Annotated in this window: 20 protein-coding genes and 1 riboswitch; of the genes, 4 read left to right on the plus strand and 16 right to left on the minus strand. The window is 46.4% G+C overall.

Annotation, left to right across the window (positions count from 1 at the left end):
* Window positions 1–21: 21 nt before the first annotated feature.
* Window positions 22–870 (minus strand): bifunctional 5,10-methylenetetrahydrofolate dehydrogenase/5,10-methenyltetrahydrofolate cyclohydrolase, encoded by an 849-nt coding sequence (locus GQF01_RS08800; protein WP_161406394.1) that lies wholly within the window; start codon window positions 868–870, stop codon window positions 22–24.
* Window positions 871–924: 54 nt separating this feature from the next.
* Window positions 925–1003, minus strand: a riboswitch (ZMP/ZTP riboswitch).
* A 92-nt stretch (window positions 1004–1095) separates the two neighbouring features.
* Here GQF01_RS08800 and GQF01_RS08805 point away from each other — a divergent pair.
* Window positions 1096–1512: a GNAT family N-acetyltransferase gene (locus GQF01_RS08805; RefSeq protein ID WP_161406395.1), complete on the plus strand. Its 417-nt coding sequence runs from the start codon at window positions 1096–1098 to the stop codon at window positions 1510–1512.
* A gap of 64 nt (window positions 1513–1576) precedes the next feature.
* Here the strand turns inward: GQF01_RS08805 and GQF01_RS08810 are convergent, their stop codons facing one another.
* From GQF01_RS08810 to GQF01_RS36600, 7 genes are all read right to left on the minus strand, one after another.
* Window positions 1577–2032, minus strand: coding sequence for a GNAT family N-acetyltransferase (locus GQF01_RS08810; RefSeq protein WP_161406488.1), 456 nt, complete (start codon window positions 2030–2032; stop codon window positions 1577–1579).
* 557 nt (window positions 2033–2589) lie between these two features.
* On the minus strand, window positions 2590–3423 hold the full coding sequence (locus GQF01_RS08815) for a nucleotidyltransferase domain-containing protein (RefSeq protein ID WP_161406396.1): 834 nt from the start codon (window positions 3421–3423) through the stop codon (window positions 2590–2592).
* Window positions 3424–3445: 22 nt separating this feature from the next.
* On the minus strand, window positions 3446–6061 hold the full coding sequence (locus tag GQF01_RS08820; RefSeq protein WP_161406397.1) for a GH116 family glycosyl-hydrolase: 2616 nt from the start codon (window positions 6059–6061) through the stop codon (window positions 3446–3448).
* Between the two features lie 54 nt (window positions 6062–6115).
* Window positions 6116–6994: a carbohydrate ABC transporter permease gene (locus tag GQF01_RS36255; protein ID WP_161406398.1), complete on the minus strand. Its 879-nt coding sequence runs from the start codon at window positions 6992–6994 to the stop codon at window positions 6116–6118.
* A gap of 17 nt (window positions 6995–7011) precedes the next feature.
* Complete coding sequence (locus GQF01_RS08830; protein WP_161406399.1) at window positions 7012–7887, minus strand: carbohydrate ABC transporter permease; 876 nt, start codon at window positions 7885–7887, stop codon at window positions 7012–7014.
* A gap of 92 nt (window positions 7888–7979) precedes the next feature.
* A complete protein-coding gene (locus GQF01_RS08835; protein WP_161406400.1) occupies window positions 7980–9248 on the minus strand; it encodes an ABC transporter substrate-binding protein in 1269 nt (422 codons plus the stop codon).
* Window positions 9249–9333: 85 nt separating this feature from the next.
* Entirely contained in the window at window positions 9334–9468 is a 135-nt protein-coding gene (locus tag GQF01_RS36600; protein WP_268894330.1) for a hypothetical protein, read from the minus strand.
* A 173-nt stretch (window positions 9469–9641) separates the two neighbouring features.
* On the opposite strand from GQF01_RS36600, the gene GQF01_RS08840 reads away from it, so the two are divergent.
* The gene (locus GQF01_RS08840; RefSeq protein ID WP_161406401.1) at window positions 9642–10637 is read left to right on the plus strand and encodes a LacI family DNA-binding transcriptional regulator; all 996 of its coding nucleotides are present in this window, start codon (window positions 9642–9644) and stop codon (window positions 10635–10637) included.
* Between the two features lie 201 nt (window positions 10638–10838).
* Here the strand turns inward: GQF01_RS08840 and GQF01_RS08845 are convergent, their stop codons facing one another.
* Both GQF01_RS08845 and galA read right to left on the minus strand, forming a co-directional pair.
* Window positions 10839–13445, minus strand: a complete 2607-nt coding sequence (locus GQF01_RS08845; RefSeq protein WP_161406402.1) for a discoidin domain-containing protein — start codon at window positions 13443–13445, stop codon at window positions 10839–10841.
* Between the two features lie 469 nt (window positions 13446–13914).
* Window positions 13915–16287, minus strand: coding sequence for a beta-galactosidase GalA (galA, locus tag GQF01_RS08850; protein ID WP_161406403.1), 2373 nt, complete (start codon window positions 16285–16287; stop codon window positions 13915–13917).
* 45 nt (window positions 16288–16332) lie between these two features.
* Between galA and GQF01_RS37085 the strand changes: the two genes are divergently transcribed.
* Window positions 16333–16425, plus strand: a complete 93-nt coding sequence (locus tag GQF01_RS37085) for an AraC family transcriptional regulator (protein WP_161406489.1) — start codon at window positions 16333–16335, stop codon at window positions 16423–16425.
* Window positions 16426–16493: 68 nt separating this feature from the next.
* Here GQF01_RS37085 and GQF01_RS08860 read toward each other — a convergent pair whose 3' ends face one another.
* The 6 genes from GQF01_RS08860 to GQF01_RS08885 form a co-directional block, all read right to left on the minus strand.
* The gene (locus tag GQF01_RS08860) at window positions 16494–17378 is read right to left on the minus strand and encodes a carbohydrate ABC transporter permease (RefSeq protein WP_161406404.1); all 885 of its coding nucleotides are present in this window, start codon (window positions 17376–17378) and stop codon (window positions 16494–16496) included.
* Between the two features lie 17 nt (window positions 17379–17395).
* Window positions 17396–18286: an ABC transporter permease gene (locus GQF01_RS08865; RefSeq protein ID WP_161406405.1), complete on the minus strand. Its 891-nt coding sequence runs from the start codon at window positions 18284–18286 to the stop codon at window positions 17396–17398.
* Between the two features lie 81 nt (window positions 18287–18367).
* The gene (locus GQF01_RS08870; protein ID WP_161406406.1) at window positions 18368–20071 is read right to left on the minus strand and encodes an extracellular solute-binding protein; all 1704 of its coding nucleotides are present in this window, start codon (window positions 20069–20071) and stop codon (window positions 18368–18370) included.
* Between the two features lie 160 nt (window positions 20072–20231).
* The gene (locus GQF01_RS08875; protein WP_161406407.1) at window positions 20232–21335 is read right to left on the minus strand and encodes a response regulator transcription factor; all 1104 of its coding nucleotides are present in this window, start codon (window positions 21333–21335) and stop codon (window positions 20232–20234) included.
* A complete protein-coding gene (locus GQF01_RS08880; protein ID WP_161406490.1) occupies window positions 21328–23052 on the minus strand; it encodes a sensor histidine kinase in 1725 nt (574 codons plus the stop codon). The genes GQF01_RS08875 and GQF01_RS08880 overlap by 8 nt, the downstream gene beginning before the upstream one ends.
* A gap of 67 nt (window positions 23053–23119) precedes the next feature.
* Entirely contained in the window at window positions 23120–24001 is an 882-nt protein-coding gene (locus GQF01_RS08885; protein WP_161406408.1) for an AraC family transcriptional regulator, read from the minus strand.
* A 129-nt stretch (window positions 24002–24130) separates the two neighbouring features.
* Between GQF01_RS08885 and yicI the strand changes: the two genes are divergently transcribed.
* Window positions 24131–26452 carry an alpha-xylosidase gene (yicI, locus tag GQF01_RS08890; protein ID WP_161406409.1) on the plus strand — a complete coding sequence of 774 codons (2322 nt, stop codon included), beginning with the start codon at window positions 24131–24133 and terminating at the stop codon, window positions 26450–26452.
* Window positions 26453–26890: the final 438 nt, after the last annotated feature.

The raw sequence follows: 26890 nt of genomic DNA on the forward strand, positions 1-26890 counted from the left end.
GGCACATGCGCTTTTATCTGATCATTTCCTTGCTACTTTTTCTGCAGCATCGACCGTATGTTTGAGTAAAGTGGCAATCGTCACTGGACCAACCCCGGCTGGTACCGGTGTAATGGCTGAAGCTACCTTCTCACAAGCCTCATAGTCAACATCCCCGATGTTGCCAGGATTGTATCCTGCATCCAAAACAATTGCGCCTGATTTAAGCCAATCCCCCTGAACAAATTGCGGTTTACCTACTGCAGCTACGACAATATCCCCTAATCGCACGATATCGGCCAAATTCGCCGTTTTCGAGTGGCAGGTTGTCACGGTTGCGTTTTTATTTAAAAGCATCAACGATACAGGTTTGCCAAGAATTGGACTTCTTCCAATGACAACCGCGTGTTTACCTTCTACAGGAATTTGGTAATAGTCCAAAATAGCAATGATCGCCGCTGGCGTGCAGGATGGAAACTCAGCAAAGCCGAAAGCATTCTGAGCAAATCCCAAGGTAGTTACTCCATCGACATCTTTATCAATAGAAATCGCCTCAAAAGCAGCCCTCTCATCGATCTGTTTCGGCACGGGGTGCTGCAACAAAATGCCATGCACGCTTTCATCATCATTCAGCTTGTTAATTGCCGCAATTAACTCCTCTGTCGTCGTGTGCTCAGGAAGAACGACGCGAATAGATTGGATGCCGAGACGCTTGCAGGCATTTCCTTTCATCCGTACGTAAGTGGCTGAAGCAGGGTCGTCACCGACTAGCACAGTTGCTAAACAAGGAACGATTCCTTTTTCGGCCATATTGGCTACTCTGCTGAGCAACGATTCCTTTATGGCGTCTGCGACTCGATTACCATCCAAGATTACTGTTTCTGCTGACATGTTGATCATCCCTTTTGAGTAAATTGGAAACGCAAAGAGGTAAGGGATATCCCTTACCTCTGCCCAGGCGTACGGCTGATTATCTATGTGCTCCCTCATGGTTCCCCATGTTCCGCCAGTCACACACAGTTGCTTCTATAAATTCATCATAACAACTAATGGTCTAGATTTCAATGCGTATGATAGGATGGAATAAAACTTGTACATCCTAAGGAGAATTCACCCATGTCCACTATGAGGGAAATGACAATTGAAGATTATGAACAAGCCTTTATACTCTGGAGTCAGATTGAAGGTCTTGTACTAAGTGAGGCTGATTCCAAGCCTAATATCCAGAGCTACCTGAATCGAAATCAAGGATTTTGTTTCGTTTGCGAAGCGGATAGCAGGATCGTTGGAACTATTTTAGCGGGACATGATGGCAGAAGAGGGTTTATCTATCACTTAGCAGTAAGTCCTGAACACCGAAAGCAAAGGATTGGGCATCGGCTCGTAGAGCTTAGTTTGGCTCAATTAAGAGAAATAGGCATTGAGAAATGTCATATTTTTGTACTCGAAAATAATGAGCTTGGCCATTCATTCTGGGCGGCTGCGGGTTGGGAAAAAAGAAGCGGATTTTTCGTTTATTCGAAAACACCTTAAACAGCCTCATATATGGCACATAAGAAAAGGCTGCTTGGCCCCTATTGGACCAGCAGCCTTTTTATTATAATTTCAATGTCATAAATGAACTAAGCGGGTCTTCCGCATAATCCGCAAATGGCTGGCAATAGGCAAACCCGGATTTCTCATAGAGTCTTCTTGCAGGTTCGAAAGCTTCCATGGAGCCTGTTTCCAGACTTATTCGCTGATAGCCACGTTGCTTGGCTTCCTCAATAATGTGTTCTAGAAGCTGTTTGGCAACCCCTTTTCTTAGATGGGCGGATGAAGTTCGCATCGATTTTATCTCACCGTGTTCGGAGTCAAGTTCCTTCATAGCACCACACCCAGCTAATTGTCCCTGATCCCATGCACTCCAAAATGTGACTTTGGGTGATTTGAGCCCATCAATATTCAGGGCATGCATGCTTTCTGGTGGTGAAAGCTCTGACATCCCTTTCAGATGCTCGAGAATTAATGCTTGTACCTCTGGACCGGTTAAATCATCAATTTTAATATCCAATGCTGCCATTCTGAATCTCTCCTTATAGTTGCTCTCTAACTCTCTAATTCTACGTATATTTTACATGAATTCGCCTAAGGTCAAAACCCTTTTGTTAATGAAATTTTAAGCAGGGAAATCCGGGAAAAATTTCTTAGAGAATCAATAAAAAGCCTGACGGATTAAACTCCGTCAGGCTTCAAGCTAGCTGCTTTACTATTCACCAATACAACCAACTACCACCTCGCCCACCAGTAACAAATTCTAAGGCTTCAAACTAAGGAACTGAGTGGTTTTCGATTCATCGTGGACAGCTTTAGATCGAATAGATGGAAAAGCTACCGTTATTCTAAGCTGCATGGTCGCTGGGAGCGAAATAGCGGTAGGAACTCCAGTTAAATGTTCTGCAGCTGGAAGAAAACGTGCTTAATTGGTGAAATTAGCGGTAGAAAATCCAGTTATTTGGTAATAATCGGAACAATTCAAGAAATTAGCAGGAGTAATTGGCGTTAAGTACAAGGTAATCCACTGTGCCTTTCTGAGGAATAGCGGCCTATAGTTCCACCTCATAAACATCCCTAAACAGCAATCGCCTGAACCTCGCCAACAAGCGCCGCAAAAGCAGCAATCGCCTTCGTTAAATCCGAGCGATCTGCCGTCAGCCAAGCGAAGCCCTCCTGGATTCGCTTCTCGAAATCAGCAGGAGCTGCTGCAAAATGACTGCACTGCGCGACAGCCCCTTTCTCGTTCAGCAAATACTGCCCATTGCACGCGAACAATACTTGAACCAAACAGCTTACGGTTCGAAATAGATGCCCCGCTGCGTAAGAAACATCGTTACGCCCCAAAGCTTTTTTAGCGTTAGCTACAGAGAAATCCGCTTCCCACATGAATTTCGAGATCGTCGCTTGCCGCAGCGCATCCGGATACGGAGATGTCTTTGCTTTCATTTCAGCAACGAGGCCATCCGGATCCCAGAGCGGCCGGCAGCGCGCGACTTCTCCCATGTAGATCGATGTGCAGAAGCCATGCGGATGACCTGGTTGATAGTGGATATCGATCCGTCCCTGCCGGCAATCCTCGATGATGCCTGACACTTTCGCGGTATCCCGATACAGCACATCCAAGGGAAAGCCACCGCTGCTAAGCCAACCGCCGCCATTGATCCACGGACCCCAGCCGCCTATTGGCGTAATCAGTCCGCTGCGGTGCTGATCATCGAGCGACCTTGCAGCTTTCTCCAAAGCTGCAAGGTCAATCGGCTGTTCTTCGCGATAGTACACGCCGATGTCAATATCGGACTCCGATGTTTCGGTGCCGCAGGCACGTGAACCGCCTAATACAATAGCAGCGATTCCTTCAACTTTTTGCAGCTGCTCTACGGCCGTTTGAATAACTTCATTGGCTTCCATAGACGAATCACCTTCCTTGATACTAAAACTTTACGATAAGGGGCTTCGCTGGATCAAGAGTGATCTTTTCTTTAAATAATACTTTCCCCTCTGATCGAACGAGGGCGACCTCGTCTCCACCAAGCGAGACGCTTTGAATGTCGCGCCCTTTCAACAATTCGCTGCCGAAACTGGATAACGTCAGCGTCCCCATCTTAACCTCCAGTTCCAGCTGTCCAACCTTGCTGCGGAACTCACCCCAACCGTCGTTCAAGCTCCAGAAACTGCGGAATTCGTCTTCCTGCCATTTCGGACTAAAGCCAATATGTCCTTGCACCATATCATACTCAAAACCGCTTAGCGCAAGCAGTAATCCGAAGGAAGCCATCGAGCGCGCATAATTGCTGCCGCATTCGAATTCATTCCACGGATTACGGCGTTCACCGTCGTACCGGTCGCGAATTGCCTTCACCACACGAAGCCCTTCCGTTACATAGCCCTCATAAATCATATGGCAAGCAGCCTGATATTCGAAGCCATTCATGCACTCTTCCGCGTAGGGAACAGGTACAATCGGAGAGTTCGCATCCGGCCAAGAGCAGATGACGAGACCGGACTCGTCATTTAACCCATAAATTCGGCAAGCATTCGGATGATCGCCTAAATTTTCAATGAAATTGTTCTCATAAATGGATTGAACCGCACGCTTCACTTTCTCAGAATCCAGTACGTACCCTATGCCAACCAGATGAGCAAACCACTGTCCGAGCACCTGATCAATGCCGCAGCCCTCACCGATTTGATATTTATGCTCACCTGCCTCTTCATTCCAATACACGGTTTCCGCACCATACTTTTCGAGCACCGTACGATCTTTGAGATCAACTAGTTGATGAAAATAACGCCCATTAAACAAATGCTCATTCGTCCATGCCGAGCCTTTAGCCCTGATCGCATCGTACTCCGCCGCTGTCTCTGGCTCCCCTAATGCATTAGCCATCTCAGCTGCAGCCTTCAAAGCAGCCAAATACATGCTCGTCAGCCAGGAATTCGGGCCGAACAACTCCATATCGAGCGTATGGTGCTGCCTCCCTTCCATGACGCCGTCCTTGTCGGCATCCCATTGGTCTTCGTTGGTTGGCTCCCAGGCAAACTCAAGTGCTTTGCGAATGTTAGGCCACAGAGAGCGCAGCCACTCTGTATCGCCGGATACTTTCCATTCGCGAAATGACTTTATGATGCCGCCCATTTGACCATCGGCAGCAGCTCTGAACTTGTTATCGCGAGTTGTTCGTTCCGCTGGCAGCATGAGGCGGAATGCCATTTTTCCATTTTCAAACTGGGCATAGGTATAGTCGATCTTCCTCATCGAACGTGCCAGAGCCGGGAACAAGAAAGCCGTCGCTTGCTCGTAATTCCATACGTGTGTGCAAGAACCTTCGCATGAACCTTCATTCGTATGTACACCCTCAAACCCGTACAAGGTCCCATCCGTTAAACGCAGGACAGTAGGAGATTTTAAAATAGAAATATTGCTGCTAATAGCATCAACAACCGTATCAGGCAAGGTAGATCCGAATAACGTATCCTTAAACATTCGCGACTCCGCATGCAATCGCTCGTAGTTAGTCATCACGTATTTAGCCGTATCCGTAGAATCCTGAAATAGTGTCGAATAATAATTTTTCCATGAAGGCAACTGGTCGCCGCCTGGATTCCAGAAATTAACATAATTCGGGAAACTCCATGTTAGGATGAAACGAAACGTTGCTTTACCGCCAGGAGGTACGGTTCGGTGCCCACTTAGTAAACCGACATCTTGGTGCTTTTCATGCACTCTTCTCGGATCCAGCTCACTTGACGCTTCGTAATTTCGTTCCTGAAAGCGGCCTGGGCGGCGAAAATCTTTCCAGAATACGGTCAAATTATCGAACCAGCTCCCACGGAACCAATACGTTTGATAACTCACGTCATCATGATCGGCAAGCAGCGTTAAATCCCCGAAGTCCGCTTCATCTTCCTTGTACTGCACAGAGGACATCCGAATCGCTCTTCGCCCATCTATTTCGGTGGCTTCGTTCATAGCTCCTTTGTGCAGAGGATTCGTCAGGTTCCCTACCACACTGAGATCTAATTCATCCGCAGAGCGGTTCGTTACTTCATACTCGAAAATGGCACACGGGATCGACGAATCCCGATCGTTCAGCGGAATGAACGGATTGAAGGCTGTCAACTTGACATGGATGGGATCCTCTTGATCATCAAATGTCAGCTCCGCAAACGGAAATTCACCACGAAACGACGTGTTCTTAAAATGCGGGAATCCAGACATATTCTCACGTCTAGGGCCGTAGCCGTAGCCTTCAAATTTCCCTTTTCCTTCACCGGTATAAGGCGCCTGCAGATCCCCGTTCAATACTTTGGTCAAGATCACCTCGCCTTGACGCTCCGCTTTTACAGCAAAAAAGGAAAATCCGTTAAAGCTCAGCTTATTCGGACGATTGAAAATCTCCCAATCGATCAGCCGCCCATTACCAGCCAGACCAATACTGCCCGTCCCGATACCACCAAGTGGAAACGAGATTTGACTCGTTTTGGCACCTTGGTACACAAAATTTTTCTCCATTCCAAACTGTTCATTTGACTGATTCGCACTCATATGACGGCCTCCTCAAACTCCTTATGATTGTCAACATAAATCCTTCTGGCCCACTTACATTTTAAGTCCGCCGGCCGTAATACCATCAAGCAAATATTTTTGTCCAAAAATGTAAAAAAGCAGCGGCACGATGAGCGACAAGGTTACTCCAGCTAGGATGGCAGAAAGGTTCCCGGTACCAAACGCTCCGGTTAATGCCGTCATACCAATCGGCAGTGTCATTTTCTCAAATGAATTCAGAAAAATCAGCGGCCGGAAGAAATCATTCCAATGCCCGATGAAGCTAATAACCGAAGTCACGGCTACAGCTGGATAGGACATAGGAAGAATAACCTTAAGAAACACCCAGATACGGCTGGCACCATCCATATAGGCAGCTTCATCATATGCGCTGGATATCGACATCATCGTCTGCCGAATCATGAAAATACCGAACGGATTAATAAGTCCTGGTAAAATAAGTGCCAGATGCGTGTCAACGAGACCCAGCTTCGACATTAGGATAAACTGCGGGATGATCGTTACTTGACCCGGAATCATTAGTCCGGAAAGAAAAATGAGAAATAGCGCGTTGCGTCCCGGAAAATCAATACGAGAAAAGGCAAAAGCCGCCATGCTGGAGATGAAAATATGCCCAAGCACGATGATTAAGCAAATTTTCATACTGTTGGAAATAAAATCGAAAAACGGTACCTTGGCGAACACCTCTGCATAGTTGCCAATATGCCACGCTGTTGGAAAGATGGCAGGCGGCAGCGAAAACGAATCTTTGGGCAAGCGCAGCGAGGTGGAGAATATCCATAGGAATGGGGTCAGCATGAGAAAGGATAAGAGCAGCAGCACGCCATCTAATAGTATACGGCCTGGCTTGAATCCCCGCATGGCGCCCATTTTTGGCCCAGTCCCTGCTGCCTGAAGATTGGAAGCCTCCACTTGTATCAACTCCTCTTTTAATCCCGGTCATAGTTGACCCATTTCTTACTAATGGAAAATTGAAAAACCGTCACACACAGGATAATTAGGAACAGGCTGAGCGAAAGGGTAGACGCGTATCCCATCTCATGATGCTGGAACGCTACTTCATAGATATACATATTCACTGAACGAGAAGCGTCTCCTGGTCCACCTGAGGTAATGAGGTATGGCTCATCAAAGATCTGGGTCGCACCAATCAGAGTTGTCACTAAGACAAAGAAGATCGTTGGCGATAGCATCGGCAGTGTGATAGAGAAAAAGCGCTGTGTCTTATTCGCTCCATCAATTTCAGCAGCTTCATATAATGCAGCAGGTATGCTTTGAAGTCCAATTAAGTAATACAGGAACGCATTACCGATAAATTTCCAAAAGCTATATATCGCTACAGCCACGTATACCCAGTGGGGAGATTGCATCCACGCAATTGGGCTGACGCCAAATTTGCCTAACAAGTAATTCAATATACCGAAATCCTTGCTGAAAATGAACTGCCAGGCGACCGCAACAGCAGCAGAAGTCGCAAGTACCGGGAAATAGAAAATTGTGCGGTACAAGTATTTCCACCCTTTGCCGATATTCCTATTCACCGCTAGAGCAATTAATAGACCAAGAATCGCGTGCATAGGGGTTAAAATCAGGACATACTTGAGCGTATTCCCATACGTTAGCCACAGGCGATCATCTGAAAATAAATGCTTGATATTGTCAAAACCGATCCATTTGGCTGGCGTAATCACATTGTATTTCGTAAAGCTTAAATAAAGAGTAGCGACAACCGGTTCGCCAATAAAGAGGACAAAAAATAGCAAGGCTGGCGCCAGAAATAACAAGCCGACAACTGTATTAGACATCTTGCGATAGGTTCCCACGCTGGACTCCTTTCATGAACCGCGCAGCCCGGCGACCCCTGCGGATCGCCGGGCGGACTGTCAGCGATTCGGCGTCATTTTTTCAGGATAGCGTCGATTTCTTGTTTCGCTTTCTTCATGGCTGTCGCTGCATCGGATTGATTAGACAGAATTTCCGATACGTGACGGTCGAATACGCCTTGAATTTCCCCATATTGCATAGGTGCTTCCACGGCTTTGGCGATATCTGCGCTTTCTGCGTATACCTTCCAATTCTGTGCCGGTGTTTTCGGCAGTACTTCGTTCATAACTGAAATGCGTGTAGGAATGGAAGTATTGGAAAGCGTTGTTTTCTGCGAGTAGACACCGCTCAGGAACGCTGAAAGCTTATAGGCAGCTTCCGGATATTTGGTTGATTTGAGTACAGGAAACGCGCCAGAACCAAAGATCACTTTGTTCGTCTTAAATGTCGGTAAGAACTGTACATCGATATTCGTGAACTTATTTTTGTCATACGTGCCAAAAGGCCATTTCCCTGCAGAAATCATGGCCACCTGACTGTTCATCAGCATCTGAATTTGATCATCTTTCGGTCCAGGAACTGGCGCAACTTTATATTTATAAATGAGATCCTGGAAAAACTGCATTAACTCGATGGCGTTCGGATCATCCAATTTGCTCGTTGTCATTTCGTCGTTCAGAACGCTTGCGTTATTGTTAAACAACCAGGCGGAAGCTCCGAAATAATAATTTGGAATTGCAAACCCGTATTGCTTCTTGCCATCTTTTTCTGTGGTTAGCTTCTGCGCATATTGGAGAAAATCGTCCTTCGTCCAGCTTTTATTCGGCATCGTCAAGCCGGCTTGCTTAAGCATATCCGTGTTAAAATGCATCACGACATTGTTCCAGTCCCATACAAACCCGTATGTTTTCTTGTCGATGACAAAAGGCGACTGAAGTTTGGGATGCAAATCATTGTAATTATCCAGTGCAGCCGGATCTGCTTTCATGTATGTATCAAGTGGGAGAAGCAAATCTTGCTTCGCAAACATTTGAATGCCCTCGATCGCAACACGGATGACGTCAGGCGATTTGCCACCGGCAATCATCGTTTGGATCTTATTGAAGTAATCGGCCCAACCGCTGCTGACGACTTCCACCCTTTTGACAGTAATATCCGGGTTTTGCTTATTAAATTCAGCTAAAATGTTCGTTAATTGCTCATCAGAAGCTTCATTTTTACTCCAAACTAACGTTAATTCGGCTTTGCTTGATTTCGATGAGGTTGTTGCAGAATTGGAACTGCATGCGACTAGTGACCACCCGAGCGCTAGAATTAATAAGAGGACCCAAACCTTTTTCATACAGGACACCATCCTTAACAGAATGTGACGCCGCGCTCCCGAAATCGCATGCCCGGTGCGGACTGCTGCCTTTCTACGTTGTGAGTCATGATCCGAAGTCAATTCCGTGCACGTGCACGGTTAAGACTAAAAAAATTTGCAACAAAGCAACCGTGCCGATAAAGGCGTCCCCCGCTTCGGCTAATCTTGCATTGGAGCTCCACTCACCTGCATCGTGCACGTGAACGAACTCATCTTAACAAATAAGTTTCGTTTTGTAAACGCTTTAAATGAAATTCGTTCCTAATGCCTATATGCTCGCATTCCCTTTACGTTCACGAGCACGGGTATTGACCTGTACGCTGAGTTAGGCTACGATTAGACCACTAGAGCCTTTACCGGAGGTCCATTCCTATGAACGTTACCAGCAAACAAATCGCCGAATTATGCGGCGTTACCCGAGGGACCGTCGATCGCGCTTTGAACAACCGTCCCGGTATCCACCCGGATACGCGCGATAAGATTATGCGCGTCGCCGAAGAGCTAGGCTACCGGCCTCATTTCTTGGCGCAGAGTCTTGTCAAAGGACACACAAAAACACTGGGCATCGTGTTATTCGACATCCACAACCAAATTTTCTCCCAACTTTTCCATGCCTTCGAGGCTGAAGCTCGAAAACGAGGTTATATCGTTTATCTGGTGCTTTCCAATCGGGACAAGGAGCTCGAAATGGAATACATCAACAACTTGTTTGATCGTCGTGTCGACGGGATTGCCCTGCTGCCGGCGAATGACAACAAGAAGTTCGAGTCCTTTCTCCTTCGCTCGCGCACACCGATTGTAACGTTCGGCAACCGGCTGTTCGGTCCGTTTCCCTACATTTGGATTAACGATAAGCAGGCGATCTGTGATTCTGTTGCGTTTCTTGCCGACCAGGGCTACCGTCATCTGATCTATTTAAGTCCTCCATTAATGCGCAAAGGCAAAGAAAATATTTATGTGCCCGAGCAGCGCTATCAAGGCTTCATCGAGGCCTGTGCGGAGATTCCAGCTATGCGGTTTAACGTCATTGCACACAAACAATATTTGACGGAATTAGAAACATTGCTGGAAACAATCGACAGCAAATGCGCCATCCTCTGCTCCAGCGATGTGTACGCTCTAGAGGTTCTGAAATGGCTAAAAGCACGTAAGATCCGCGTGCCAGATCAAGTCGGCCTCATGGGCTTCGATAATATTGAGTTTCTGAAATATATTAACCCCTCCCTGACGACGGTGGATTATAATGTGAACGAAATTGGTACGAAGCTCGCTGATCTGTTAATTCGCCGCATTAACGATGAGGAAGTGCCTGTCGAGACATTGATTGACCATCATGTCCTGCAAGGGGAGTCCGTAATGTCGGAATAATAAGGGAACATGGGGTCGTTATTTTGGCAAAAGTGGCATACTTGGCTCCTTATTCGGAACTGCTGGGTCTTATATTCTAGCAAAAGCTTGCTTTCCAGCCAAAATCCACAAAATAGGTGACCGTAGTTCCCCAGAATCTGCACAAAGGTAAGTTTTGAGCGAAATAAGGGAACCTAGTTCCCTCCATAAACGGATACCCATTTATCCTGTCGTTAATAGATTTACGGCCTCTGCGCCAATTCGGTCTTGTAATTGTTGGATATATAAGCTTCGTGGCGTTACATGTGTGCCAAAACTATCCCAAAATGCTTCATTCCGTAGTCTAGGATCATAGGAATTAGGCAGCAGCGCCTTCCCTTTCTTCCCCACATGTCCGATCGCATAATTTTGGGCAGTTGGCGGTTGTTGCGAAACAAGCTCATTGCTGGTATTCCAGGTGACATAATTAGCCCCGGCCCATCCATGACCACTGCCCAACCAAGCCCGATCCTGAATATGAATGCGGCCATTCACATTATCATACAAACAGCCCACCGACCATCGATGATGCGGCTCGCTGGTGTTATAATCCTGCTTGGATTCGCAATCGAGGAACACATTCGGACCCGCTACACGTGCATCAACAGTAAAGGCATGTCTAGCTGATTCCGAATACACACGTTGAACCAGTGTCAACTCACCAACAAGATGAAACGAATAACGGCGTCCGCCGGTTATCACGCTTACAAAGTCGGATACGACGCAATCTTGAATGGTCGTCCATTTGGTATCGCGTTCAACTTGCACGAGCGCATGCTGCAGATGGAAGCCGGCAATATCGCGGACCCAAGCATGCTTAACGCGGTCCAAATAAACACCAGTGATGGCGTGATTTTCATCAGCCAAATATGCAGCGCTTCCCTCATTGCCATCAATTCTCGTTTCCATGATACTCGGGTCATAGGTCACATCGATACGCAAATGTTCCACGCCGACCCGTTCAATCCGGCCGATATCTTCATATTTGACGATCGCTCCTGACCCCCACTGTTTCTCAATCGCACTAGCTATAGGAGCATCAAGTGTTACACGATTGCCCTCAATCGACGTGATCACCCTGTCGAAGGATAGTTCAAATGGCGACCATTGCACGGTCCCTCCTGCTACAGGTCTTTTCCGAATTGAATCCATCCCGATGGCATGAATCCAACGTTCATTTCCGTATCGCAGCACCTTCACGGTATCACCGGGACGAAAACGGGATGCATCTTCGACATGGAAGCTTCGCGAGCCTGACGGAACATAGAGATCCGTTATAGTCGCTGATGTCTCTGTTAACAGCTGAGGAGCCGATGCCCCTTGAATGTCGATCACACTCCGCTTCTCCGTCCCTGTCGCATACAGCAGCGTGCCATCTTCGCCTGCGCCTTCTCCCCGCAATACGACTCCACTTGCACGAATATGCAGTTGTCCGCTGACAGGGTACACGCCCTTCTTCAGAAGCACGGCTCCTCGGAAGCCATCTGGAGAAAGCTGCAAGGCTGAGATGTGATCAAGCGCATGCTGAATATGCGCCGTATTATCGCCTGCAACAGGTTCAATTGTGATGACTGTTGGTACATCGGGTAATGGAACACCGCCTCCACCATAACCAGCATTTGAAAAGTCGATGACTCGGTTTCCCTTATAATCCGGTACGTAGACAAGCTTACCAGCTTCACTCAGGTAAACAATTTGGCTCTGTCCTTCCTTAGATGCCGTAGGAGCTGCAACTGTGAAATAGAAAGCATCGTAACCTACAATATTTCCGTTCACTTGAAGCTCCACACGCCATTGAAAGTGGCCCACTTGAGATACATTACCTGGTAATGTCCATGTACACTCCGTATGCGCATCAATTTCACGCTCCCATTGAGTGACAACCTCGCCTGTTAAGTCATCTATCAGCGTAGTCTTCACAGAGGTGTGTTCACGAGCCATCATATGCAGGGCAGGAAACTCGCTGCCTGCTGCTACTATGGCGGGCTGCCCTATTTCCATCACGAGGGAAGGATGCGTTAGCCATATTTCTGCTATTCGTTCGGATGAATCGTGGGCGTCAACGAAAAGGCTCAACTCTTGCGTTACGCCCTGTAAAGTAACTCGGCTTTTAACTTGAGCAATACCTGCTGTAAGCGCGGTTATTGTACCTTCTTCGTCCCATACGGCTACCTCTGGATTCGTGCTAGTGGTGACGATCTCCGCTTGAGTCAGATCCGCCACCGTGCCATCCGTCATGAATCCTATTATAGAAAGTTGTGCACAGCCTCCCTGTGCAAGCGACAAGGTATGCCATTGCTCCAAGGATTTTCCCTCACCCTCATCCTCACCCTCACTTACACAAACTTTTGCTAGTAATGGCCCCTCTGGTATAGATGGCATCTCATAAACACCGAAATCTATGAATTGAAAATCGCGTTCAGGGTCGAAAAGCTCCGCCTCTAGTTTGACATACCTGGCTGTAACTCGTGGAAAGATACAAGTATTGGTGGCCTCAATGTCATCTTTGGAAGCATCTTTGCGGTAAGCCTCCTGCCAAATGAGGTTGTCCTCCGAATAGACGATCTGGTAACCACTTATGAAACCTGAGGCAAATTTTAAAATAATCTGATTAAACGTGACGATCCTTTCCAAATCAACCGTTATCCAGACCTTGTTATCTTCTTTTCTATCGAAGCTTAATGGCTGCCAGTAAGTGCCCGCTTCCCCATCCACAGCCAATCTTCCCTCGCCATTCATGTGTTCTGAGCTGCAAATCACGGGTCGTTTTAAAGCATAGTTAACCTGCATACGGATGACATACCTCCTTACTTGCATTCATTTGCAATGAACTCTGCCTAAATTTTACTATTTATAAGGTTCTTTTACCTTGTCTGAACTTACACAGCTATGTCTTTTTTTACGATGGAGCATTTGAAAACAAAGGCTATCCCTATAGTCATTGAATGACCGAGAGACAGCCTGTTTTTGAACTTTTGGGAGCGGCTCTTCAGATTAACTGGAATTACTACCGCTAAAACGCAGCGTAACACAGCTACAGCATGAATAAATGGAATTTCTCCAGTTAATGCGGGCGATTGAGCTTGGAAACAGGGTAACAGGAGAGAATTAACGGGAATATTTCCAGTTATTAGGTTAATTCAACTGAATCTCACTTGAAATAAAGGGAGTTTTTCCAACTATTTTATACGAAACTCGGGAATTGCGTCTAGGACCTCACTATTTAAACTGCCTCAAACGCAAAACAGTGCTCCGCTCCCTACCGTGTCGTCAAAGTAAGCTTCGCAGCACGCAAGCCAGCCGACGTTCCCGTGATTATTATTTCCCCTGGAGCTGTAGTGGTCTGAACTAACAACAGGCAATACCCGTTAAAAGCTCTGCGCCTTTTCGCCTTATCTGACTCATGACTGCTCGGGTTCCCATTGCCAACTCCAAGTATGCTTCCAGCCCCTTCCACCACGAAAACGACCTCGTTATCGGCGATGGGCACCACACGTCCCTGTTCGTCGCGGATCAATACACGGATAACAGCCACGTCTGTCCCGTCTGCTAGAAGATCAGTTCGGTCTGCTTCCATATGAATATGAGCTGCGGCGCCCGTCGTTTGAACCTGCTTTACCGCGAATATGCCGCCGTCTTTGTAAACCGCAGCTATCAGCTCGCCAGGCTCGTAAGGCACTGACCATGCCAAATGACCGGCTTCGACCATTCTTTTCACACCTAAACTGCGTCCATTCAGCGTAAGCTCAACATGATCTCCATTGGAATAGACCCATACATCAATGGGTTCACCGTCCTTTTCGGCCCAATTCCAATGCGGCAATACGTGAACAGTCGGCTCGTCGGTCCAAACAGATTTTAAATAGTAGTAAACATCTTTCGGGAAACCGCATGTGTCCATAATGCCAAAATGGGAATTGATGCAAGGCCATTTGTAAGGCGTTGGTTCCCCTCTATAGTCGAAACCCGTCCAGAGAAACACGCCGGTCAGAAACCGGTGTATAAGCACATCGTTCCAAGCTTTCTCCACTGTACAGGACCATGAAGGCATGTAGATCCCTTCATACGCTGGGCAGTATCCTCGTTCCTTATCTATCTCATAAATGCCTCGTGTAGTTGTACTGCTTGCGCTTTCACTTCCGATCATGATTCGGTATGGGTGGGATTTATGATCCGATATATCTCGCTTTTTGCGCTGACCGTAATTATAGCCGACGATATCTACCTGCTCGCTGTATGTCCCGTTATTCCAGCCGTGATTCATGGCCGCGAGCGTTGGCCGACTTGGATCCAGCCTGCGAGTGACATTGTGCAGCGATCTAAGAATGCGCGCTCCCATGCGCTTGCCTTCAAGAATCTCTTCGTTTTCCATACACCAAATGATGACAGAAGGATGATTGCGATCCCGCAATATTAAACTTTCCAGATCAGCAATCCCTTTGGGCGTGCTATCCAAGAGACGATTCTCATCCATAACCATCAGGCCAAGTCGATCACACATATCAAGCAGTTCCGGTGTTGGCGGATGATGAGCGCTCCGATAGGCATTGCAGCCCATTTCTTTCAACAACTCCAGTTTGTAAGCCACTAGCCGATCTGGCAACGCGACCCCGACGCCAGCGAAATCCTGATGATTGCAGGTGCCTTTGATGAGCACCGGTTTATTGTTCAGGAAGAATCCATCTCGCGTAAATGCGATGGTGCGAATACCGAAGACTGTTTCATAGACATCCACGACGCTGCCGTCCAAGGACACTTCCGAAATTACTCGATACAAATAAGGACACTCAGGCGACCAAAGCTGGGGATTGGATACCCAAATTGATTGCTCGGTCTCCCGCTTCGTCAGCCAAGGTGCGCTAATTTGAACAGATTGTGAAGCGACACTTACACCTTCCGCATTCACAATGGTTGATCTCAACTCGCATACCCGATCTTCCTCATATTGGTTGTGCACAACTGTGCGGATGGCAATTTCCGCTACCTGTTCTGTTATTACAGGCGTAGTAACATAAGTCCCCCAGTGGCCAACATGCAGGCGGTCTGTTTTTTGCAGCCACGTATGCCGGTAAATGCCGCCGCCTTCATACCACCAGCCTTCGCACCGTGTAGCGTCGACTTTGACGACGATGACATTATTGCCTTCTTCGCCGTACCTGAGAACATCAGATATATCGTAGTGAAAGCTGGTATAGCCACTCTCATGGGTGCCCAGCAGATGTCCGTTTAACCAGACCGTGCTTATTCCCATAACACCATCAAAGTGAATACTTATGTTTTTCCCTTCGTCGTTCGACGGTATGGCGAACATTTTTCTGTAAAATCCGATTCCCATCGGCAAATAACCATGACTGGCCGGGCGGCTACCCAAATCAGGGTCATTCACCACATCCCCTTCCACAACATAGTCATGGGGAATATGTACTCGGCTCCATTCCTTTGGAAGAGCTGTCTCTGCTGTTTCCTTGTCCGCGTAAGCAATTACAAGCCATTCACCTTCCTCCCGTTTTCCATTGTTCGTTATCCCGCCCGTCATCCCCGCCTTAATCGCGTACTTCACCTCTATGTCGCCTTTATGGAAAAACCAGTCCCTGTCAAAACACTCTCTGCTCCTAGATTGTAAATGATCCATGAATTGACCTCTTCCTATTCTTAATTTGGCAAGGAGTTTCAATGGATTCAATGCAGCCCCAACTATTTTATTAAAGTATTCAAGAAAATCGAGGGCATTACACCGAAACAATTTCGAAAGCAGTATGAACTTCGCTAATGCCCCCATGAAACAGAAAAACGGCTGACTCTGATTATACAGAGTCAGCCGTTTATTAATTAAATTCCTTACTCCTTCACAGAACCAAGTGTAATCCCATGAATGAAAAAGCGCTGCAAGAACGGATAGATCACAAGGACTGGGATCATTGCAATAAAGATTTTGGCCGAATTCAGCGTCTGATTCGAAAGTTCACTCATCTTCTGAATCTGCTCCGCGGTCATGGTATTCGCATCCACAATGACGACTAGCTGCTGAATGTAGGTCTGCAGCGGATAATGATCCGCATTCGACATCAACACCAAACCGTTAAAGAACTCATTCCAGTGATAAACGATACTGAATAGGGTCACGGTTGCCAGTACAGGCACGGCCAGTGGAATGAATATTTTCACAAGCATATACCAAGGACCTGCACCATCGACGAGTGCCGCTTCTTCCAGTTCTTTAGGCAAATTCCGGAAATAGTTAATGACCAGAATAACACTGAAGATCGGAACGCTGTTCCCAAGGACTAAACCCCAAATATTATTAATCAAACCTAGTGATTTAACCGTTTGATACCAAGGAATCAAGCCGCCGTTAAACAACATGCTGAAAACCAAGATCCACATGAGCACGTTGCGGAAAGGCAGATCCTTCGCATTTTTGGATAAAGGGTAACCGAGAAGCACGATCACTACAAAGTTAACGCTCGATCCCAGAACAACGCGCTGGATCGAAATCCAAAAGGAATTGAAGAATTTACTGTCGCCCATGATTTCATGATAGGAATTTAAGTTAAATCCAACCGGCCAAAAGCTGACCTGCCCTGATGACGCTGCTGCATTGTCGCTTAACGACATAGCCAAAGTGTACCATAGCGGAAGTACACACAAGAGAGCAATGCCAACCAGCAGCACGATTAGGAAAAGATCAAACACTTTGGAGCCTATTGATGTTTCTCTGACCATAATCCTGCTCCTTTATATTAAAAAATACGATAATTTGCGAACTTAGCGGCTAGTACATAGGAAGTGGTAATTAACGCAAAACTAATGACGGATTTCAAAAGCCCCATAGCTGTTGCCAGTCCATACTGCAGATTCAATAGACCTGTCCGATAGACCCAAGTGTCAATAATGTCCCCGCTTGAATACACAAGTGGATTGTAAAGGTTGAAAATTTGGTCAAAGCCCGCATTTAAGACATTCCCCAGACTAAGCACCGAAAGTAAAATGACTGTTGTCATGATGCCGGGAAGTGTGACATGAAGCAATCGCTGCCAGCGCGTAGCGCCATCTATCGCAGCCGCTTCGTACAAGGAAGGGTTAATTCCCGTTAGAGCCGCCAAAAATATAATGGTGTTAAAGCCAAATTCTTTCCAAACATCACTTCCGACAATGATAAAGGGGAACAATTCTGCTTTCCCGAAAAACAGGGTAGGACTGATCCCGAAGAACCCCAACAATCCGTTAACAGGTCCTTTATAGGACAAGATATCAAGCAAAATACCTGAAAGAATAACCCATGATAAAAAATGCGGTAAATAAACAATCGTTTGGATCCATTTCTTCAAAACTGCAATGCGCAATTCATTGAGCAGTAACGCGAAGATCAACGGAACAATCATATTTGCGATAATTTTCATAACCGCGATAAACAGGGTATTGAAAAACACCGTTTTACTGTCGTTCAGTGAAAACATGTACTTGAAATTTTCCAAGCCGATCCATTCGGAATGAAAAATACCTAACCCGGGATTAAAATCCTGAAAAGCAATGACAATGCCGAACATAGGCACGATACTAAACAGCGTCAACCATATAAAGCCAGGAAGAAGCATGAGATAGTAATGTTTGGCAAAACCCTTCGTAACCATCCTATCAATCACTTCCATTCATTGTTGTTAAGGGAAAGGCGCCAGAGTAAGTCTAAGTCTGACGCCTTATTGTCCTTGCGACTATTTCAAGCTGGCATCGATTTCCGTAATAATTTGGTCTCCACCTTGCTTTTTCCAGTCTTCGACGAATTTATCAAAGGTTTCTAGCGGAGCAGCGCCCATAATAATTTTGAGGAAAGTTTCTTTCTCTAATTTATCCAGCGCAGACCATCTGCTTTCCATCGTTTTCGTTTGGGAATACGTTACGCTGTAGGTTTTCTTAAACGGCTGCTGAAGTGGTGCGATCCCAACTAGAGTGGAATACATCCGTTTCCAAGTCCCTAAATCCGCGTTCGGGTCCCAGTATTGAATATCGTATTTGTCATAAGGCTCTAGTTTCACTTTTTTCACTTTTTCAGCATCGGCTTTCAGCAATTTGTAGCCAGGGATATCCAAATCTTCTGGTTTCTTCGTGCCTGCAAGTACTTCTTTCATCATTTTGTACGTAACATCCATCTCATCCATTGGAGCAAATACGATACGTAATGGATAGTTACCAATATTTACTTTAACATCGAATTTGGACTCGTCACGCAGCAACAAGTTTTCCATTTGAATAGCGGCTTCTGGGTGCTCGTAACCTTTACGGACAACGAGATATTGATTGGACGGATTCCCCATATGCGGTGTGAATTCACCATTTACATCCAGAGGCGCCGTATAGGCTTGCCAGTTCGCCTTCGGATTGTTTTTGATGGCATCCGCTAATGGACCGTATCCACCAGCCCACCATAGGCCGAAGTAAATGCCGGAAGTTCCATTTTTGATCAACTCTTGAGCGTCTTTACGAATCGTCATTTCCTTGTCGATCAAGCCTTTGGAATAAAGATCACGCAGCTTCGAGAGCGCTTGCTTCGTTTCTGGTTGAAGGGAGCCGTACGTTGTTTTGCCGTCAGCGCCTTTTAACCAAAATCCTGGATAGGAATGGAAGGAAGCGAAAATCGGATCGAAACCATAGTTATTATTGTTAGGATTGATAAAATCTGCATTCAACAAGCCGCCCAATTGCGGGCCTGAAATCCCGATTGTATCCGCTTTACCGTTCCCGTCTGGATCTTGCTCAACAAAGGCCTTGGCTACTTTCTCCAGATCATCCATCGTTTTCGGCGGTTGCAAGCCTAACTTGTCCAGCCAGTCTTTGCGAATCCACATCATGTGAACCATGTCTGATTCCGTCGTTACGTTCGGAAGGGCATACATTTTTCCATCAACGGTGACTGATTTAAGTGCAAGACCTTTTGTACTATCGACAATGCTTTTGAGTGCTGGTGAGGCATATTTGTTATAAACTTCTGTCAGATCCGCGAGTTGGCCGCTTTTCACCATTTGTCTAAACTCTTTGTCCTTCACAACAAGCGCATCCGGCAAATCATTGCTGGCAATGGATAAGTTTACTTTTTGATCGTAATCTTTCCCGCTCGCCGCTTGCCAAACAATTTTGGTATCAATGTTTAAGTTATCTTTGATATAGCGCGTATACTGGTTGCTTTCCGGTGAATCCCCGGCAGGCAAGCTTTTATCCGCTGCATCGACATCTTTACCGATTTTGATCGTAATCGGCTTCTCTGATTTGGTGAAAGGACCTGCCGCTGTTTGTGAAGCTGTTTGTGCAGCCCCTGCTGAAGCTTTAGGTGATTCCTTGGCCGTGTTGGCCTCCGAACAGGCAGATAATACAACTAGCATCCCTGCGAGTAAAAGCAGCATGCTTTTTTTAGGCTTGCTCATATAAATCCCCTTCTTTCGTTTATAGAATTTGTCTACACGTTAAAAATAACACGAACGATCCACCAACAAGGATGGAAAACGGTTACACCTTTAGATGGGAAATTGACCGATGTTTTCTGGAATTCGTATCCAATCTTCGGCATTTCCGGCATTTGACCCCCTAACCTTCGGACGTTTCTCTACCTGCTCCATGCTTCATCCGATATTCGCTTGGCAATAAACCGGTTTGCTCTCGGAAGGTACGGCTGAAATACTTTTCATCCATATAGCCAACATGCTCAGCAATCCACAGAATCGTTTTATTCGTATAGAGCAAATACTCCTTCGCCTTCTCGATCCGATTATTACGCAAAAATTCGCTAAAATTAGTGCCGATAATTTCCTTAAAACACTGGCTGAAATAGCTTCTGCTCATATTCACCCGCTTCGCAATGATTGCCGCGGTAATCTGCTCTTGGATTTCTTCACTCACAATGTGTACGGCTTTCATCACACATTCGACGACCTCCTGTGAGAAGGCTGGCTTGTCCATCGCCTTGCGGATCATATCACGCGTATCCGTTAACCACGCTTCCACCTCCTGCCAGCTCTCAAAAGCATCCGGCAGCGCAATTTTGGCCATATGAACAGGGTGGAATAATAGATTCCATTTGTCAGTTAACGTATACAAAAGTCCGATTAACTTCGTTTGCGGCAACCGCAAATGCTTCAACTGTTTAACCTGGGCAGCAAATATCTGATCTTGATTCATCCATTCGTGCCCCGACCATTGTTCCTTCACTTGATCTAAATTGGGCACAGTCTTATCCACTTGGGGAGTCGCTTCGTCCTGGAAGTCAGTCCTCTCATAGAAGACATCCGGCGCTTGAGGCGCATGCTTTTGTTCCTCCAGAATCCGTTTATGAATTCTCCCTAGCACTTCTTCAAAGCGCTCCTTCTCAAGCTGCACCTTGGCAATATAATCAATAGCTCCAAGCCTGAGCGCCTCTTGGATATACTCAAAATCCTGGTGGAAGGTGAGCACAACGGTATACATACCCGGGTATTGCTTGCGTACAACCTTCAAAAGTTCAATGCCCGACATGACGGGCATTGCTAAATCCGTGAGCAGTAAATCGACCGCATTCTCAGCCATGAATTCCAAAGCTTTCTCGCCATTGCTGGCTTCTCCAACAATCTCCATATCGAAATCGCCCCAAGGCATCGCAGAGATAAGCCCTTTTCGAACCAATTTATCATCATCGACAATCATCACTCTAATCATGACGGCGGTTCCCCTCCAAAATAGGTATCGTTACAAATATGGTTGTCCCTTTGCCGATCACACTCTGTATACGCAGCTCCGCCTTGTCGCCATATTGCGATTCGAGCATCCGCTTCACGTAATTCAACCCAATACCCATGCCCACTTTTTTGTTTTCCATTTCCGGGTTATTCAGGAGGTTATGAATCTTTTCTTCCGACATGCCTGAACCGTTATCCTGAATCGAGATCAGAATGGCATTCGTTAAACTGACATCCACTCGAATATAGCCATCATCGCTTAACCCATGATACAGAGAGTTTTCGACCAGCGGCTGGAGGATAAACCGAGGAACCGGCATGCTCCATACTTCTTCATCGACATGCATTTGCACATCAAACTTAAAATCATAACGGATTTGCTGCAGCGTCAAATATTGCTTCAAGGCCTCGATTTCTTCATTAATCGTAGAAGCCTCACCCAGCTTGCCTAGATTGTAATGAAGTAGCTTATTCAGTGAAGACACAAGGCGATCGATCTCATCTTGGCCATTCATAAGGGCTAACCAATGCACCGTATCGAGCGTATTCATTAGAAAATGCGGATTTATTTGATACAGAAGCTTCTCAACTTCGAGATCCACCCGCCGCTTTTCCTTACGTTCAACCTCGGCGAATAACTCCCAAATCTGCTCCCTCATCTGCCTGAATTGATTTAATAGGAAGTCGAACTCCGGTATTTTGGTTTTCACATTAACCGATTGCACCCGATTTTGTGCCATTAGCTTGATTTCTCGGTTAAAGCCATTCAAAGGCACATAGACCATTTTCCATAGAAGCCAGGCCATTAGCAGACTGATCCCTAGAAAAATAAGCGCAAACAATAATATTTGCAGGAACCACTGATTCATTTCCCTATTGTAATCCGCCTTGGGAATAACGGAAACGATACTCCAGCCTTGATTGCTGGCCTGCCGGAACCAATAAAATTCACTCTGCATGCCGTGCGTTTTGTCGCTTGAGAAATTCGGGAAAATCGTATCTTTCACGAACGAATTCGGCAGCTCCGTATAAGCAATTCGACCATTATTGTCCAGAAAAATATGATAATTGCCGCCGCCAAACTGATCATTATTCAGGATGTTCTGTGTCAGATGAAAACCTGATTCAATGTAGACAAACACATCATCGCGCATCGGCAAATCCACCTTACGCAGTGCCGAGAAAACAAAGTTATTATCAAACCGACTGTTGCTGATATGAGGGCCATAATACGAAATTCCTGAGTATTGCGCTAGCAAGGGCAGCTTCTCAGGGGTGAATTGATCTTTGACCCCTACATTTTCGAGATCATAAGTATGATCATTCTGGAAATAGTACAGGGTTAGGCCAATATTCGGATTCGTAAAAGTGACTAAGCTTAATTCGTCTCTTAACGTGCTGATCATTTGAGAACGTTCATAGGTTTGACTAGGCTCAAGCGAAAGCATCTGATCCAGCTTTTTCCCTACGCTCCCGGGAAATGCAAGCTGCTGAGAAACATGATTTAAATTGCTGATCGTACTCTCCAGGGAGAGCTCAACTTGTCTTAGATTACTTTGTATCCCGTTCTGAATCTTATTCGTCAGGATCGAGTAAATCGTGTAATAAGAGATGAGAACGATACAAATGAACGGTATCAGCGTACTGCAGAGAAAGATGATAAAGATTCGCTTTTTTAAAGTTAAATAATCATACATCCATGACTTTACAAAGTCTCTTAGCTTAGCAAACAAATGACTTCACCCCTGATTCTGTTTCCATTCCTTATGCATGGGCTCTTCTTCGATATTCGGATGGCGTACAGCCAAAATGCGCTTTGAACACACCGATAAAATAACTCAGCGTATTAAATCCGACATCCAGCGAAATTTCCGTAATTTTCTTATCCGTATCCTTCAGCAGGTAAGCTGCTCGCTGTGATCGTACCTGGTTTAAGTACTCCAGCGGACTTTTGCCAGTGAAATTTTTGAAATATCGGCAGAAATAAGACTCGCTGAAGGAAACCAGCGCCGCTAACTCCTCCAAGCGAATTGGCCCGCTATAATTCATTTGAATATATTCAATGATTAGCTTTAACCGATCAATATGCGTTGGACTCACAGTAGGAGGCAGCTCGCGATAAGCAGGACCTCCTAACATCATCAGCTTCGAAATAATCACTTGCAGATAACCTTTTGTCGTCAATTCATATAAGGGTGCTTCCTTGAGGTTCAGATCGAACACTTGTACCAGCAGGTTAAGCAGCTCCTCTTCTTCCGTAGAATGACGCGTGATATGTGCAGGAATGACATATTTCTGCTGGATGAGCGGTGTAATATACTTCTCGCCCACAAGGTCAAAGCGCCCGTTTCCTACAATATCCGGGTGAAACACCACAGCTGTGAAACAGCATTCTTCGTTTGAGGCGATGTAACCTGAGTGAAGCTGACCCCCGTTCACGAAAATGGCTTCTCCCGCCTCCAGTTCATACTCATCCATCGATACGCGGAATATAGCCTTTCCCTTCGTCAACATAAGAAACTCCAATTCATCGTGCCAATGGAGGTCAAGCAGCTCTTCCCCTGGCTGACAACAGATTTCATACACACGAATTGGATATAACGGGTCACCGTGAACGCGGTCTTCTTTGAGATGGGCCTGCTGCATAGCGTTCGTTCCTCCTTCACGAAATCAATCCCTATGTCAAAATACTGATATATTCTCACAATATAGAGAAAGGAAAGCGATTTATAAATCAATATACTTATATTAAATTACAATGGAGGGCTGATGGCAATGAAATTTTCTAATGGCTATTGGATGGCAAAAGAAGGATACACAGTTTTGAACCCTGTGGACGTCCGCGATATAGAGCAAACAGATAGCAATCTTACGGTTTATGCCGCTGCACGGAAGATTCAACGAAAAGGCGATACTTTAAATGGCGGGATGCTGACATGCGAATTTAGCTCGCCTCTGCCAGATGTCATCCGGGTACGCTGGACGCATCATGCAGGCAAGCAAACGAAAGGACCTGCTTTTGAATTGTTTGATAATCCACAGACGCCTGTTTCTATAGAAGAAAGCAGTCACCATATGACACTGACATCAGGCAATTTGAGTGTCAAAATAAATAAACAAGAAACATGGGGAACCGAATTCTTGTATGAGAATAGACGTTTGACTGGCTCCAACAGCAAAGGTGCGGGTCATATTACAACGGATAACAAAGAAGTATACTTCCGCGAACAGCTGGATCTTGGCGTTGGCGAGCATATTTACGGGCTTGGGGAGCGCTTCACCCCCTTCGTGAAAAATGGGCAAGCCGTTGACATCTGGAACGAAGATGGCGGCACAAGCAGTGAGCAAGCCTACAAAAATGTTCCCTTCTATCTATCGAGCAAAGGCTACGGCGTGTTCGTCAATCATCCTGAACATGTATCGTTTGAAGTTGGCTCTGAGGTCGTGTCTAAAGTCCAATTCAGTGTGCCTGGAGAAAATGTGGAGTATTTCATTGTCGGCGGCCAAACACTGAAGGATGTGCTGAATAATTACACCAAGTTGACTGGAAAACCCGCACTGCCGCCCGCTTGGTCGTTCGGCTTGTGGTTAACTACTTCTTTCACAACCAACTATGACGAAGCTACTGTGAACAGTTTCATTGACGGTATGTTTGAACGCGACCTTCCGCTGCATGTTTTCCATTTTGACTGCTTCTGGATGAAGGAATATCAATGGACCAACTTTGAGTGGGATGCCGATATGTTCCCAGATCCGGTAGGCATGCTGAAACGGTTAAAGGATAAAGGTCTGAAAATTTGTGTATGGATCAACTCCTATATCGGCCAGAAGTCTCCGCTATTCAAAGAAGGCATGGAGCAAGGCTATTTGGTCAAAAACTTGGAAGATGACGTGTGGCAATGGGATCTCTGGCAGGCTGGCATGGGGCTGGTCGATTTCACTAACCCAGCGGCAACAGAGTGGTACAAGGAGCATTTGAGACGACTGATCGATATGGGTGTGGACTGCTTCAAAACCGACTTTGGCGAGCGCATCCCTACCGATGTCAAATACCATGATGGTTCTGATCCGCTGAAAATGCATAACTATTATACTTTCCTGTACAACAAGGCCGTATTTGAGGTGTTGGAAGAAAAGCTTGGCAAAAATGAAGCGATGCTGTTTGCCCGCTCAGCCACTGCCGGCGGCCAGCAATTCCCTGTGCATTGGGGCGGCGATTGCTCGGCCAATTACGACTCCATGGCAGAGTCGCTGCGCGGAGGCCTTTCGCTCGGATTGTCCGGCTTTGGCTTCTGGAGTCACGACATCAGCGGCTTCGAGAGAACAGCGCCGCCTGATATTTATAAGCGCTGGGTGGCCTTTGGCCTACTGTCTTCACACAGCCGACTGCACGGCAACGAGTCTTACCGTGTTCCGTGGCTGTTTGACGAAGAAGCCGTCGATGTGCTCCGGCATTTCACGAAGCTCAAAAGCACGTTGATGCCTTATCTGTTCGAAAGTGCCATCCAATCCACCGAGATGGGGATTCCGATGATGCGCGCGATGGTGCTCGATTTCCCAGCAGACCCTTCTACTCATCATCTAGATACGCAGTATATGTTAGGGGATAATCTGCTTGTAGCTCCAATCTTCAATGATCGCGGACAAGTGATGTATTATGTGCCGGAAGGACGCTGGACCGACTTATTCAGCGGACACGTCATTGAAGGCGGCAAATGGCACGAAGAAACCCATGGCTACATGACCCTGCCATTGTTGGTTAAGCCGAATTCGTTGCTCGCTATCGGAGCGAACGATCAGAAACCTGATTACGACTACGCGGATGGCGTATCCCTGCATTTATTTGAGCTGCAGGATGGCGCTAGCACTGCAGCATCGCTCTACAGCTTGCAAGGTGAGCTGGAAGTGTCCGTGAAGGCTGTTCGCGAGAAGGAAGAAGTAAGCTTCTTCATTGAAGGTGCAACGAAGCCGTATACTATCGTGCTGAGAGGCATTCATGAAGTCGCTGGCGTAGATGGGGCGAATTGGATCGATTCCGCTAACGGCATCGTGCTTACGCCTGAAACAGGCAAATCGCGCTTAGCCGTGAGGTTGTAAAATGAAGGCAGTTCCCTGGGGAACTGCCTTTTTCTTATTGCCGTTTGTGTAGGGGCGAGGGCAAGGGCGACGGCGTTGGTGTTTCCTGTTTCCGCCCTCTGAGCATGCAATTCTTCATGCTGCTTGAGTCATTAGGTTGCCCTCACGAATTGCCACTTCTCGTGTCATAGTTGACTTGCATCAGTGTGCGAAGGGGAACTACAGGGCGCTATTTCAGCGAAAAAGCTGATTTCTGGCTGCGAGCGGAACTACAGGGTCTTATTTCACCACAATCTGTTTAGCCCCCTAATTGAATTGGAGAGTACCTAGGGAAATGAGGTACTATGAAATAAAGGGGGCTGAACGGAATGAGACAACGAAACAACGCATTCAAAGATGTTCGTAACAAAGTGGCGCAAGAAGCTTTAGCTGGGATTAAAGTTGGTGTTCTAGCAAGGA

Origin of the sequence: Paenibacillus silvestris (assembly GCF_009882985.1) — a bacterium.
In the GTDB taxonomy this organism is placed as follows: Bacteria; Bacillota; Bacilli; order Paenibacillales; family NBRC-103111; genus Paenibacillus_E; species Paenibacillus_E silvestris.